Genomic DNA, 13,149 nt, shown 5'->3' with positions numbered 1-13,149 from the left:
CTCATCGGCCGGTCGGCCGATGAGCCGGGAGCCAAGTGCCGACCCAGTGATCCCCAAGCCGCCCTCGCGACGATGGGGTCATGAAGACAACGATCCCCGCCACCGGGTACGTCACCCGGCGGCCACTGGCCGAGGACGCCCACGAGATCCACGAGCTGATCTCGCTCTGCGACACCCAGGTGATCGGCAAGGCCGACATGACGCTCGACGACGTCGCCGACCACCTGAACGACTCCGCCTTCGCCGGGGAGTCCGACGGCTGGCTCGTCCACGACGAGGGCGGGCGCCTGGTGGCGTGGGCCTGGGCCTGCCGCAAGGGGAGCAGCGACAACGTCGACGTCGACGTCGTCGTGCACCCCGCCGCACCGGACCTGACCGGCCCGCTCTGGGACACCGTGACCGAGCGGGCCAGGCAGATCACGGCCGAACTCGGCCACGACCGGGCCGTGGTGGACATCGGCCTCTACCGCGAGGACAGCGGCAAGCGCGCCATCGCCGCGTCCCGCGGCTTCGCCGCCGCCACCAGCTTCATCCGGCTCCGCGCCGACCACGAGGGGACGGTCCCCGGGCCCGAACTCCCGGCCGGGGTGACGGTGCACGACGGGCTCACCGAGGAGGTACGCCGTCAGGGGCACGCCGTGCAGCAGGCCGGCTTCGCCGAGCACTTCGGGTTCGCCCCGAAGGACTACGACGAGTGGTACGAGGAGCTGGACTCCTCGGTCACCACCGACTGGGCACAACTGACGGTCGCCCGCCTCGACGGCGAGCCCGCGGCGATGCTGCTGGGGACCAACGCCTTCCTGGGGGACGAGAACTGCGGGTACGTGCGCCAGTTGGCCGTGCTCCCCGCCTTCAGGGGCCGAGGTCTGGGAAAGGTCATGCTGCGCGGGGCGTTCGCCGCCGACGCCCGCCGAGGGCGGGTCGGCACCTACCTCCACGTCGACGCCAACAACAGCACGCCCGCCCTCGACCTCTACCTCTCGGTGGGCATGCGTCAGGTGCTGGCGATCGACGTCTGGCGGCGCACGATCTGACCTCCCCCGTACGGCCCTCGCCGCACGGGGCCGTGGGGATCATCGCAGAGATCACTGTGGAGATCACTGCGGGGCGGCGGTGCGCACTCCGGCACGGCGCGTCCGGGTCATCGGTCCGGGGTCACCCGGTGTTTGGAGAGGTGGGCCAGCACCGCCTGGTTGGCCTCCCAGCCGTCGGGGAACTTCACCGGCACGCCGAGCTGGACCGGCTCGGACGACGGGTGGGCGTCCAGGAGTTCGGGAATGCCCGCCCTGGCGACCACGACGCAGGCGTGGCGGTGCCGGGAGGTGAGCACGCACAGCCGCCCGGACTCCAGATGGAACGCGGTGGCGTCGCGGCGCCCGGACAGCGGGTGAAGCACGATCGTCACGTCGTACTCCCGGCCCTGCAGACGGTTGGCGGTGTCCACCGTGATCTCCGGCGGCACCCCGGCGGCCCTGATCGCGGCGACCTGGTCGCGGTGCGCGGCGCCGATGGCGATCCTGTCGGCGGTGACGGGATGGCTGCCGCGCTCGGAGTGCGCGACCGGGCCCCGCTGGAGCAGCCGCATCGCCAGCATCGCGGTCGCCGCGACGGCTTCGGCGTCGGTGCGCACCGTGTGACGGCTCGGCAGCTCGTACAGCGCCCAGCCGGAGACGGCCGCCTCCTCCAGCGCCAGGTCGTGGGAGGTGCGCATGCCGTTCACGGTGAACTCCAGCGACCTGTCGTCCGGACCCGTCCCCGCGCGGAACCCGGTGAACGGGTAGAACGCCTCGGAGACCACCGGCGCCGCCGAGGCGGGCAGTCGCCAGGAGACCGGCAGCCGGTGCACCGGCAGGTCGGGGTTGTGCCGCAGCAGCACCGAGACAGCGCTCTGCACCGGATCCCACGACAGGCCCGCCCACCGGTCGCCGTCCACGATGGAGAACGGGTCGAGCTGGCCGGGATCGCCTACGAACAGCGATCGCTCGAACAGCGAGGCGATGCGCAGCAACTTGTCCGAGCGCATCTGGTACGCCTCGTCGACGATGGCCCAGGGCCAGGTGCGGTCGCCGATCCAGGCCCACTTGTCGGCGGTGGCGATCACCACGGCCGGATCCCCCAGGTCGGGCAGCTTGCCCGCGACCGAGACGTTGGGGTGGGCGAGGACGCGGCCGGGGGTCACGTAGCCGCTCGCCGACAGGCGGCCGATCGGCAGGTTGGGGTGCTCGACCGCGAGCCGCTCCACCAGGTCGTCGACCTGCTCGTTGGTCTGGGCGACGATCATCAGCGGCTCGCCGGTCTCCGCGATGTGCCCCGCCGCCCTCACCACCAGCGTGGACTTGCCCGCGCCCGGCGGCGAGTCCACGACCACGCCGCGATGGCGGGGCAGGTCGGCCAGCACGGCCTCCACCACGGCGGCGGCCTCCCGCTGCGGGGTCGTCATGTCGTGCTCCCGTCGAGGCCCCCGTCGAGGCCCCCGTCGAGGTCTCCGTAAAGGCCCCGGTCACGGCCCGTCCCGCACGCGGTGGGACGAGGCGTCGCCCGGCGGCCCGGGATCCGGTGAACGCTCAAAGCCATTCCTCCTGCGCGTCGTCGTCGCCGGGTTCGTACTCCTGCGGAGGGCCGCCGTGGGTCCACGGCGTCTGCTCCGGATCGGGCAGTGCCGCCGACGACTGGAAGTCGTCCGTCAGTGAGGTGTACGAGACCTGCTCGCCCGGCTCCGGCACGGAACCGGGGGCCGGTGTCCTGCCCCGTCCCATCCCCTTGGTGACCTTGAGGGTGATCTCCCCGTCCGCGATCTCGACGATCTCGGCGGCGTGGCCACGCCGGTCGGGGCAGCCGACCGTGGTCCCCGGGAAGAGCCGCACCGGGTCGTCGGTCCGCACCGTGATCAGGGGTCTGAGCTTGCGCGAGCGGCCCTCGCCCTCGGTGTGCTCAAGGTCGGCGGACGTCACCGTCCCGGCGAAGGCCTCACCGCTCAGCCGGTACTCGGCCATGAGCAACGGGTCGTCATGGGCGCGCTGCACGTCGTAGCTCGCCCGTGCCCGTTCCAGCCCCGCCAGCCGCGCGGCGGCGCCGACCGCCCCGTCCCTGCGCGCCTGAGGCGGCCCGCCCTCGGCGATCCGCTCGACGAACCGGGTGAACGACCCGCGGTCGATCTCCCAGCGGTCCTTCACCCGCGCCCCCTCGGGCAGCGAGCGCAGCAGCTCCACGCTGCGCCACATCAGCCGCCAGGTGGGTTCGAGCTGGGTGCGCAGCGCCTGGCCGATCCGGTCGACGGCGCGATCGGTCGGCGCCTCCTCGTAGGCGCGGATCGCGGGGCCGAGCACCTCGTTGTCGAAGCCGGGGTCGGTGGTGGGGCCGGCGGGAGGCCAGAGCAGCGGGTCCTCTGCCTCCTCGGCCGCCTGCCGCCCGGACATTCCTCGCGGCGGATCGATCCATCCCAGCAGCGCCGCCAGGTTGGCGTCCTCCAGGTTGCTCTGCCCGGTCGCCCAGTGCAGGCTCAGCGCCTCGGTGGCGGCGAGCAGCATCGAGGAGCCCGGCTGCAGCGACCGGTCGGCGAGATAGGTCAGCCACCGGCCGAGCAGCGGCACCGACGGATGCACCGGGTAGGGGCCCGCCGCCTTGCGGAAGCGGGTGGAGCGGCCGAGCAGCGCGGCGAACGAGGCCGCGGGCCGGTTCGGCACCAGGATCTGCGGCGCGTCCAGGCATCGCTCGTACGGCTCGCCGCTCTTTCGCTCGACCGTCTCGGTGCTCTTCTGGAACCCCTCGATGTACGGCAGCAGCACCTCGGCCAGCCCGGCGGTGAAGGCGAACCGCAGGTCCCGGTTGCGGGGCTGGGGAACGACGAGCAGCCGGGGGTGACCGGGATCGGTGCCGACCATGGCGGCGAGCGGCGCGGCGGCCTCGCCCGCGAGCTTGAGCGGGATGAACACCAGCGGCTGGGCGGAGACGTGGCAGTGCCGGACCGTGGTGATCCGCTGCGCGACGCCGTCCCTGGCGGCCCGCAGCCGCGCCAGCGCCGTCAGTGTGCTCACCGCAGCGACTCCTCGCGCAGCCGGTGCGCCAGCCGGAGCAGGTGGGCGATCTCCTCCTGGCCCTCGGCCACCTCACGGGTGCCCTCGGCCAGGCCGAGGGCCTCGTCCATGCCGGAGACGCCGCCCAGCTGGTCGCGTACCTGGCGCCCGAGCAGGTCGGTGGACCCGCAGGAGCGGGCCTCGTGACGGCAGAACATGCACATGTCGCAGGTGGACAGGCAGTCGGGCGCGTAGCGGGCGGGCACCTGGAGCAGTGCCTGGGCCAGTTCCTCGGCCGAGCGGGTCGGCACACCGTCCTCGCCGGGGGCCAGATCGAAGGTGAGGCCGCCGGGCAGGTCCTCAAGCAGGCGCTCGACCCTGGTCATCCGGGCGAGCTGGCGGTTGAGCACGGAGAGATGCTTGCGTACGTCGACCAGCGCCGCCGTGGGGCGGTTGGCGAAGTTCTCCGGGCAGACGAGGACCACGTCGTGGGAGACGCGTTCCGGGTCGTGCCCGAGGTCGGCCATGAGCGTGCGCAGCGCCATGACGTAGACCGCCGCCTGTCGTGCCGCCGCCGCGACCTTTTCCGGCTCGGCCTGGCCGTCGATCACGCTGAACGACTTGATCTCGACGATGTGGAAGCGCCTCCCGATCTGGAAGGCCACGACGTCGGGTTCCAGGTAGGAGGTGTGCCCGGCGATCTCCAGACTGAGCAGCGGGTGGTCGTAGAACACCGCGGTCCCGTCGTCCTCGCGCGCCGCGCGGTCGATCAGCGCCCGGGTGTGCGAGTGCCGCAGATGGGAGCCGATGCTCTCCACGTCCTGGTAGCCGACCTGGGCGACCTCCAGGCCGAGCAGCTCGCGCAGGAGGCGCAGCAGCTCCGCGCACCCGTTCTCCTTCACCAGCGACTCGAACACGTTCCCGCGGGTGATCGCGAACTGGGACTGGCCGAACGGGGCGGGGAAGCCGACGTGCCTGGCCGTGAGGTCCTTGTCGACCCCCGCGGCGTCCATCACCGCCCGGCGGACGCAGCCGGGGTTGGCGGCGAGCGCCGCGATGGCCCGCGCGTCGTGCGGGCGGGAGGGCATCGGCCCGCGCAGCTCGTCAAGCCTGTTCAGGAAGGCCCTCTCCCCGAGCTTGTTCATGAACCGGTCTCCCCGTCCAGCCTGGTCTTCAACAGGCCCCCCTCAAGGTGTTCATCGCGGTGGCGCCGAACAGGCGCTCCACGTCCGGTAGTTGCCTCATCGCCCGTGCCGCCACCTCGGCCCGCTGCGCGGAGTCGGTGGTGAGGTGTACCTCCAGCTCGGCCCGTGCCGCGCGGATCGCGGTCGCCGGGTCGGCCGGGGCGAACCCCTCGACGGCGCCCGGGATGTTCTGCGCCATCCGCGACAGCAGCCGCACCGCCCCCGCGGGAGGTTCCGCCAGCCGCGTCAGGTGCTCGGCGACGCGCATGGCCGAGACGAGGAAGTCGACACGCGGGCTCAGCGGCCCCAGCACCCGTGACTCGGGTGGCCACGTGCTGTCGGCGAACAGCCCGCGGGCGGGGGAGAGGCGGTCGGTCAGTGCGGCGCACAGGTAGTACGGCCTGGCGTAGGGGTCACCGCGGAACGAGCGCTCCTCGTCGCGCCGCAGGCTGGTGAGCTGGGAGCCGCGCAACTCGCGGGAGAAGAAGGCGTCGTTCACCGCCACGATCAGTTTGGCCGCCGTCGGCACGCCCAGCATGGCCAGCGCCTGGTGCACCTGCTCCCTGATGGGCACCAGCGAGGTCTCGGGTTCGTGCGGCGGCTCGGGGGTCTCGGAGGTGATCGCCGCGTCCCACGCCTGCTCCGCCCTGCGCAGGTCGCCGCGCAGCGATCGGGCGAGCGAGTTCTCCTTCGCCTTGACCGCCCGTCGCACCTCGGCGCGGAGCTCGGCTATTCGCCGCTCCAACGCGTCCAGTGAATCACTCACGGCCCGGAGCGTAACAGGAGTTCCACCAGCCTCCCTTGAATTCCAGCGAATTCCAGCATTAAGCGCGGCTCGTGTAATGGTAATAGGGGCACGAAAAGGGCATTTCAGGAGAAAACCATGGGGTGGAAGGCGAGGTCAGCCGACGCGGCCGCCTCTCACCTCGGACGGTGACCCGAACGATGCCCCAGACGGTGGCCCAGACGGTGACTCGGATGGTGACTCGGATGGGAACCAGGCGGGGAGCGGGAGGGTGTGCAGCACGTCCAGCCGCGACACCGCGCGGGTCAGCGCGACGTAGAGCACGTTGGGACCCCGCTCTCCCGTGCCCGCGATCACCGCGGGTTCGGCCACCACCACATGGTCGTACTCCAGGCCCTTCGCCGTCGACGCGGGGACGGCGGTGACGCGGGCACCGCCCTCGATACCCTCGACGGCCGTGACGTGGGTCCCGTCGCCCTCGACCTCCTCGCCCAGGATGGTGATCTCGATCCTCGCCGCCCTCATCGCCGCCACCAGTGCGCCGAGGGTCGCGTCCGCGGCGATCACCGCGATCGACCCCTCATGGCCGAGCGCGTCGCGTACCGCGGCGACCGTGGCCGCGCAGAGATCGGGTGTCCGGTGGATCCGCAGGCGGCCGTCCGCGCGGAACGAGCGGGTCCTGGGCACCTCCACGGCCAGCTCCTCCAGCAGGCGGTTGGCGAGCGCGACGACGGCGGCCGGCACCCGGAAACCCGTGGTCAGGGCGAGCAGCTCCGCGTCCGGTTTCCCCAGGTGAGCCAGGTGGTCCCGCCAGCTGCGGGCCGCCCACGCGGTGGTGCCCTGCGCCAGGTCGCCGAGCACGGTGATCGAGCCGTGCTCGCTCCTGCGGGCGACGGCGCGGCACTGCATCGGCGAGAGATCCTGCGCCTCGTCGACGATGACATGGCCGTATCCCCTCGGACGCTCCAGCAGCCCCGCGACCTCGTCGAGAAGCACGAGGTCGGCCGCCGACCACCGGGCGCTTTTGAACGAGCGCGGCGGCCTGGCCCACAGGATCGCCGAGCGCTCCCCGGCGGTGAGGATCCCCTCCGAGGCGGTGGCGAGCGCGGCGGGGTCGCCGAGCAACTCCGCCACCACCTCTTCCGGGCGGACGGCGGGCCACACCGCGTCCACGTACCCGGTGACCGCCCTGGCCATCCGGCGCGTCCAGGCGGCGTTCGTCACCTGGCCGCGCGCCTCCGCCCGCCGCAGCAGAACGGCCACAATACGCGACAGCACGCGTTCACGGCCCACACCGTACGGGGTCGCCTCCCGCAGGGCGCCGTCCACGATGTCGTGGAACTCCTCCTGTCCCACCCGTCGGCGGTAGGAGCCGTCGGGAACGACGATCGGCTCCGTGGGAGCCGTCACCCGCCCGTACAGTGCCCGGCGCAGCACCTCCGCCATACGGACGTCGTGTTTGACGGCCGGGGCATCCTCGCCGTCGGCGCCACGGAGCGGCCCGCGCTCCAGCAGATCCTCCACGGTCGTCTGCTCGACGTCGACCTCGCCCAGTGCCGGAAGCACGGCCGAGACATAGCCCAGGAACGCCCGGTTGGGGCCGAGGATGAGCACGCCCGCCCGCGCGAGCCGCTGCCGGTGGGTGTAGAGCAGGTAGGCGGCCCGGTGCAGTCCCACGGCGGTCTTGCCCGTGCCGGGCGCCCCCTGCACACAGATCGACTCGTCGAGCCCGGCGCGGACCAGCTCGTCCTGCTCGGGCTGGATGGTGGCCACGATGTCGCGCATCGGTCCGACGCGAGGGCGCTCGATCTCGGCGGCCACGATCCGGCTCGCCGTACCCAGGTCCTGGCCGAGGTCGAGGCGCTCGTCCTCGAAGCCGGTCAACGTGATCGGCTCCCGCGACCAGCCGAAGCGGCGTCGCATGGACACCCCTCGCGGATCCCCGGCACTGGAGCGGTAGAACGCCGTGGAGACGGGGGCGCGCCAGTCGATCACCATGGGCTGACGGCCGGGACCGCCGGAGATATGGCGTCTGCCGATGTAGTACCGCTGCCCGCGGTGTTCGCCGGAACCGGGGCCGAAGTCGAGACGACCGAAGAACGGTGGGCCGTCCGGTTGCTCCTCCAGCTCCTTCGCGAGGCTCTTGAGGTGATACCCCAGCCTCTCCGCGCTGTAGCGGTCACCCGCCACCCCCTCGCCGACGACGACGTTCAGCCGCGCGCCCTCGATCATCCGGCGCATGGCCGCCTCACACTCCGCCAGATAGGCCCGTTCGTCGTCGAGTCCCGTGTCGGTCATCGCGCACCGCCCTCCTAAAAGCTTAACTCGGTCAAGATATTAACTGAGTTGCGCCTCTGTTAGGTTGGAACGCGTGACAGGACTGCGTGAACGCAAGAGGCGGCAGGTCCACGAGGCGATCTCGGCGGCGGCGATCGCGCTCTTCCTGGAGCGCGGATTCGACGAGGTACCGGTCGCGGAGGTGGCGGCGGCGGCGGGGGTCTCCAAGCCGACCCTGTTCAAGTACTTTCCGACGAAGGAGGACCTCGTCCTCCACCGCATCTCCGACCATCAGGGAGAGGCCGCCCGGATCGTCCGCGAACGCGGACCGGGTGAGGCGCCGCTGGAGGCGCTGCATCGGCACTTCCTGGCCGGGCTGGAGCGGCGCGATCCCGTGACAGGGCTCAACGATCATCCCGAGGTGCTCGACTACCACCGGATGGTCTTCTCCACACCGGGTCTCGCGGCTCGGCTGCTGCACCACATGGCCCTCGACGAGGAGGCTCTCGCCGCCGCGCTCGCCGAGGTCACCGACGAGCTCACCGCACTGCTCGTCGCCGGTCAGGTCCTCGCCGCGCAGCGGGTGCTGGCCCGGCGCAACTGGCTGACTCTGGTCGGAGGCGCGACGGCCGAGGAGACCCACCCCTCGGCCGTCGCCGCCGCCGACCGCGCGTTCGCGCTGCTCCCCGAACTCCCCTGATCGCTTGAGGTAGGGGAGGCGGTCGGCTTTGCCTCGCCCCGTGTGTGCCGCCCTGTCGCGGGTCGGCGGCCGTATCCGATTCCGGTGCGGCAGACGGTCACCCCGGGGCGAGGAGGGGTGACGTGTGGGGTGAGAGCTAGCCCTTGACCTCCGTGCGGTCGGCCGACCACAGGGTGTGGAAGGAGCCCTCAAGGTCGATCCGCTCGTAGGTGTGAGCGCCGAAGAAGTCACGCTGGCCCTGGATCAGGGCCGCGGGCAGGCGCTCGGCGCGCAGCCCGTCGTAGTAGGCGAGCGCGGTCGAGAAGCCGGGCGCCGGGATGCCCAGCTCGGCGGCCTTCGCCACCACCCGCCGCCACGAGTCCTGCGCCAGGGTGAGCGCCTCGGCGAAGTAGGGGGCGGCGAGCAGGGTGACCGGCTTGTCCTCCGCCGCGTACGCCTCGCGGATGCGGTCGAGGAAGACGGCGCGGATGATGCAGCCACCCCGCCAGATCGTGGCCAGCGTGCCGAGGTCGAGATCCCAGCCGTACTCCGTGCTGGCGACCCTGAGCTGGTCGAACCCCTGGGCGTAAGCGACGATCTTCGAGGCGTACAGCGCCCGGCGCACGTCCTCGGCGAAGTCCTCGCCCACGGCCCCCGCGGGCACTCCCGACGGGCCGGGCAGACCCCGTGCGGCCTTCCGCAGGTCCGCGTGACCGGACAGGGAGCGCGCGAAGACCGCCTCGGCGATTCCGCTCACCGGAACGCCCAGGTCCAGCGCGATCTGCACCGTCCAGCGGCCGGTGCCCTTCTGCTCCGCCCGGTCGGCGATCACGTCGACGAGCGGCTTGCCCGTCGCGGCGTCGACCTGGCGCAGCACCTCGGCGGTGATCTCGATCAGGTACGAGGACAGCTCACCCTCGTTCCACTCCGCGAAGATGTCCGCGAGCTCCGCCGGGGTCCGGCCGAGTCCTTGCCTGACCAGGTCGTATGCCTCGGCGATGAGCTGCATGTCGGCGTACTCGATGCCGTTGTGCACCATCTTCACGAAGTGCCCGGCACCGTCGGGGCCGATGTGCGCGCAGCAGGGCACACCGTCCACCTTCGCCGCGATGTCCTCCAGCAGCGGACCCAGCGCCTGGTACGACTCCTTCGAACCGCCGGGCATGATGCTCGGCCCGAGCAGCGCGCCCTCCTCCCCGCCGGAAACCCCCGCGCCGACGAAGTGGATGCCGCGCTCGCGCAGCGCGGCCTCACGCCTGCGTGTGTCCAGAAAGTGCGCGTTCCCGCCGTCCACGAGCATGTCGCCCGGCTCGAGCAGGGGAGCGAACTCCTCGATCACCGCGTCGGTCGGCGCACCCGCCTTGACCATGATCAGAATGCGCCGGGGCCGCTCCAGCGCCGCGACGAACTCCTCGGGGGTCTCGCAGGGGACAAAGGTTCCCTCGTGACCGTGCTCCTCGATCAGCGCCTTGGTCCTGTGCTGGGACCTGTTGTGCACCGCTACCGAGTGCCCGTGCCTGGCCAGGTTGCGGGCGAGGTTCGCCCCCATCACGGCCAGTCCTGTCACACCGATCTGTGCCTGAGACATCAAAAACCTCCAGCTCGAAAACCCGGTCTTCGCGACCGGAAGGAGAACGCGGCAGGATACCGTTGGCCGATTTCTCGAAAACCTGAGCGACATCGTGGTGAATGCCGCCACCTTTGGTGACCTACTTTGTGACCTACGCGGATCGGGAGGCGGACGTTCACGTTCCGCCTCCGTCCAACCGCGTCCAATTTTTCACGTCCGGGAAGGCAAGTCTGCACCCACCCCGATCGAACGTGCGAAGAAGGTCCCGGTACCGTGCCGATCGGTGGACGACCTGCTTTTCCGACGGTTCCGACACCCAGCGGGGACGAGCCCGCGCCGAGAAGACTCAGCGGCCGAAACTGATGACGCCCGGAAGCTCACGTCCGATGAGGCCGCCCAGGCACCGGTAGGTCCGCGCCCCGCCCTGGAACTGCTCCCGCGAGGGCGGCAGGATCGTCTTGTGCCACCTTGTCCGCCGGTCATTGCGCTCGTCGAACATGGAGGCGAACATCACCTCGTCCGAGCAGACCTTCTTCACCGTCGGATCCTTCTCCAGGACGGCCGGATCGTAGATGAGAGAGCCCTGGGGCAGCGGGGCGATCGCGAACGTCTCCCACACGTGGGGCTCCTGGCAGCTGATCCGCTTCGCCGTGGTGTCGCCCGCGATCGCGACGAGGCCGCCCCAGCACTCGTTCTTCGCCACGCACGCGGCCCCCGCGCCCGCCACCGCCGCCGCAGGGCAGGGGGTCGTGACCGTGGCGACCTCGAAAACCTCGCGAGCCGCGGACGTGCCCGTCTTCGGGGTCGCACTCTGGTCCTCGCCAGGGCTCTGGGGGGCCTGTGCGCCGGGCCCCTGCCCGGTGGACGGTGTCTGGTCGCGGTTCTCGATGTACATGAGCCCTACGCCGGCCATCAGCAGGATCGCGAAGGCCACGGCCACCGCGACGAAGACCCGCGCGTTCGACGTGGCCGGATGCTCCGGGGCCACCGCGGGCGGCTGGGTACCGGAGAGCCCCTTCACGCCCGGTGACGTCAGATGCGACCGCACAGGCTCCCCGCGCTGCCCCGGCGGTGTGCCGTACGGTGACGCGTGCGGCGGCATGGGCACCGGGGTCTTCTCCGGTGTCGAAACCGGCGGTGGAGCGGGCCTCGGGGCCCGATGGGGGACGGCGGGGCGCGGAGCGTGGGACCGGGCAGGGGTGCCTCCCTCCAGGCGCAGGTCCGTGAGGGCGTCGCGCAGCGCGGCCACCGAGGGGGTGCGGCGCGCGGGGTCGGTCGCCATGGCCTCCCTGAGCACGGCGGTCAGCTCCGGCGGCACCTCCGGGATCTCGGGAACCGGCAGGCGGTGCAGGGCCATGATGACCGCGATGTTGACCACGCCGCTCTCGGGGAAGCGCGGCGGGCGCCCCGAGAGCAGCGCGTACAGCGTGGCGGCCAGAGAGTAGACGTCACCGGCGGCGGCGGGCTCGGTCAGCTCGAACGCCTCGGGCGGGGCGTAGGCGGGAGTGAGGGACTCCCGGGTCACCGACACCTCGCTGCCCGAGGACGGCATGGTGGCGAGGCCGAAGTCGGAGAGCACCACATTGCCGTACCGGTTGATCAGGATGTTGGCGGGCTTGATGTCGCGGTGCAGCACCCCGGCGGCGTGCGCGGCCGACAGCGCGTCGGCGATCCGGATGCCGATGTCGGCGACCTCGGCCGACGGCAACCGCTTCTCGGCCCGCATCCGGTCCAGCAGAGACCCGCCGGGACACAGTTCCAGGACCATGTACGGCCGTCCGTCGGGCAGAACCCCCGCGTCGTAGACATGGGCGACGTGCGGGTGACCGGAGAGGGCGCCGGCCGAGGTCACCTCGCGCATGAAGCGGCGCCGGTCCCGCTCGGAGACCAGCACCCGGTTGTCCACCTTGAGCGCGACCTCACGATCCACCGCCAGCTGTCTGGCCCGGTAGACGATCCCGAAACCGCCCTGGCCGAGCACCCCGGACACCTCGTAGCCCGGTACCGCAAAGGCGCCAGCTCCGGCCACCTGCCACCTCCTGAAGACGAGCGGCAGATTACCGGAGTTTCCAACGCGAACCACGGGTGTATTCCCTTCCTTCCGCTACCGGGGTGCGCCGCGCCCGCCTCGCGTTGAGGGCTCACAGCCGGGACACCACATGGCCGGTCCGTCTCCGGCGTGCCCGGCATCCTCCGTTTTGTCGGAGCGGCTTTCCCTGAAGCGCGCACGCCACAACGCGCCTTGCTTCCATGCGAGGCGCGGTTGATTTGACGATGCGGGTCGGGGTTCATAAAGTTCACCAGACCCGAGGGAGACGGCGATGGCGCCGGGGCCTCGGAACCCTCTTTGATGATCTCTGCCTTGATGGGGCCTTTGTCCCTTAAAGAGGTCTGATTCGACATGAATCAGACCATCGAGTACGTTAGAAGGGTCCTCCTGAGAAGGGGGAGCTGTAAATTCTGAAACAGGTAAGCCGGATCGGGTCGGTTTGACACGAAAAAGCGGGCCTGAAAGAATAAAGGCACAACGAAAGAACAGAATAAAACGAACGCCCCGGAGTTCTGCCGGACCGGTTGGTCGGGTCAGGGTGATGGTGTACGCGTCCGTTTCTTGAGAACTCAACAGTGTGTTAAAAGCCAGTGCATGAAGCACAACCCCGTCCTACCCGCTTCGGTGGGGG

General features: G+C 71.1%; 9 protein-coding genes. 2 read left to right on the top strand and 7 right to left on the bottom strand.

What is annotated here, in order from left to right:
- Positions 1 to 80 precede the first annotated feature (80 nt).
- The gene (locus AB0B90_RS12945) at positions 81 to 1,034 is read left to right on the top strand and encodes a GNAT family N-acetyltransferase (RefSeq protein WP_350948446.1); all 954 of its coding nucleotides are present in this window, start codon (positions 81 to 83) and stop codon (positions 1,032 to 1,034) included.
- Between the two features lie 107 nt (positions 1,035 to 1,141).
- Here AB0B90_RS12945 and AB0B90_RS12940 read toward each other — a convergent pair whose 3' ends face one another.
- From AB0B90_RS12940 to AB0B90_RS12920, 5 genes are all read right to left on the bottom strand, one after another.
- Positions 1,142 to 2,440: an AAA family ATPase gene (locus AB0B90_RS12940; protein ID WP_362922535.1), complete on the bottom strand. Its 1,299-nt coding sequence runs from the start codon at positions 2,438 to 2,440 to the stop codon at positions 1,142 to 1,144.
- Positions 2,441 to 2,564: 124 nt separating this feature from the next.
- Positions 2,565 to 4,034, bottom strand: coding sequence for a hypothetical protein (locus tag AB0B90_RS12935; protein ID WP_362922533.1), 1,470 nt, complete (start codon positions 4,032 to 4,034; stop codon positions 2,565 to 2,567).
- Positions 4,031 to 5,158 (bottom strand): hypothetical protein, encoded by a 1,128-nt coding sequence (locus AB0B90_RS12930; RefSeq protein WP_350948449.1) that lies wholly within the window; start codon positions 5,156 to 5,158, stop codon positions 4,031 to 4,033. Before AB0B90_RS12930 ends, AB0B90_RS12935 begins: the two co-directional genes overlap by 4 nt.
- Before the next feature lie 28 nt (positions 5,159 to 5,186).
- Positions 5,187 to 5,963, bottom strand: coding sequence for a hypothetical protein (locus AB0B90_RS12925; protein WP_362922530.1), 777 nt, complete (start codon positions 5,961 to 5,963; stop codon positions 5,187 to 5,189).
- 135 nt (positions 5,964 to 6,098) lie between these two features.
- Positions 6,099 to 8,240 (bottom strand): AAA family ATPase, encoded by a 2,142-nt coding sequence (locus tag AB0B90_RS12920; protein WP_362922528.1) that lies wholly within the window; start codon positions 8,238 to 8,240, stop codon positions 6,099 to 6,101.
- Positions 8,241 to 8,313: 73 nt separating this feature from the next.
- Between AB0B90_RS12920 and AB0B90_RS12915 the strand changes: the two genes are divergently transcribed.
- A complete protein-coding gene (locus tag AB0B90_RS12915; RefSeq protein WP_362922526.1) occupies positions 8,314 to 8,919 on the top strand; it encodes a TetR family transcriptional regulator in 606 nt (201 codons plus the stop codon).
- 136 nt (positions 8,920 to 9,055) lie between these two features.
- Here AB0B90_RS12915 and gndA read toward each other — a convergent pair whose 3' ends face one another.
- Together gndA and AB0B90_RS12905 are read right to left on the bottom strand one after the other, a co-directional pair.
- A complete protein-coding gene (gene gndA / locus AB0B90_RS12910) occupies positions 9,056 to 10,486 on the bottom strand; it encodes an NADP-dependent phosphogluconate dehydrogenase (RefSeq protein ID WP_362906431.1) in 1,431 nt (476 codons plus the stop codon).
- Positions 10,487 to 10,814: 328 nt separating this feature from the next.
- The gene (locus tag AB0B90_RS12905; RefSeq protein ID WP_362922524.1) at positions 10,815 to 12,497 is read right to left on the bottom strand and encodes a serine/threonine-protein kinase; all 1,683 of its coding nucleotides are present in this window, start codon (positions 12,495 to 12,497) and stop codon (positions 10,815 to 10,817) included.
- Positions 12,498 to 13,149: the final 652 nt, after the last annotated feature.

This window comes from Streptosporangium sp. NPDC049078 (genome assembly GCF_040648855.1).
GTDB lineage: Bacteria > Actinomycetota > Actinomycetes > Streptosporangiales > Streptosporangiaceae > Streptosporangium.
Note: the sequence above shows the minus strand (reverse complement) of the source record. Positions and strands in the feature narration are given on the sequence as shown.

Coding starts and splice junctions, on each gene's coding strand:
- AB0B90_RS12945 (WP_350948446.1), top strand. CDS start 81: ATGAAGACAACGATCCCCGCCACCGGGTACGTCACCCGGCGGCCACTG.
- AB0B90_RS12940 (WP_362922535.1), bottom strand. CDS start 2,440: ATGACGACCCCGCAGCGGGAGGCCGCCGCCGTGGTGGAGGCCGTGCTG.
- AB0B90_RS12930 (WP_350948449.1), bottom strand. CDS start 5,158: ATGAACAAGCTCGGGGAGAGGGCCTTCCTGAACAGGCTTGACGAGCTG.
- AB0B90_RS12920 (WP_362922528.1), bottom strand. CDS start 8,240: ATGACCGACACGGGACTCGACGACGAACGGGCCTATCTGGCGGAGTGT.
- gndA (WP_362906431.1), bottom strand. CDS start 10,486: ATGTCTCAGGCACAGATCGGTGTGACAGGACTGGCCGTGATGGGGGCG.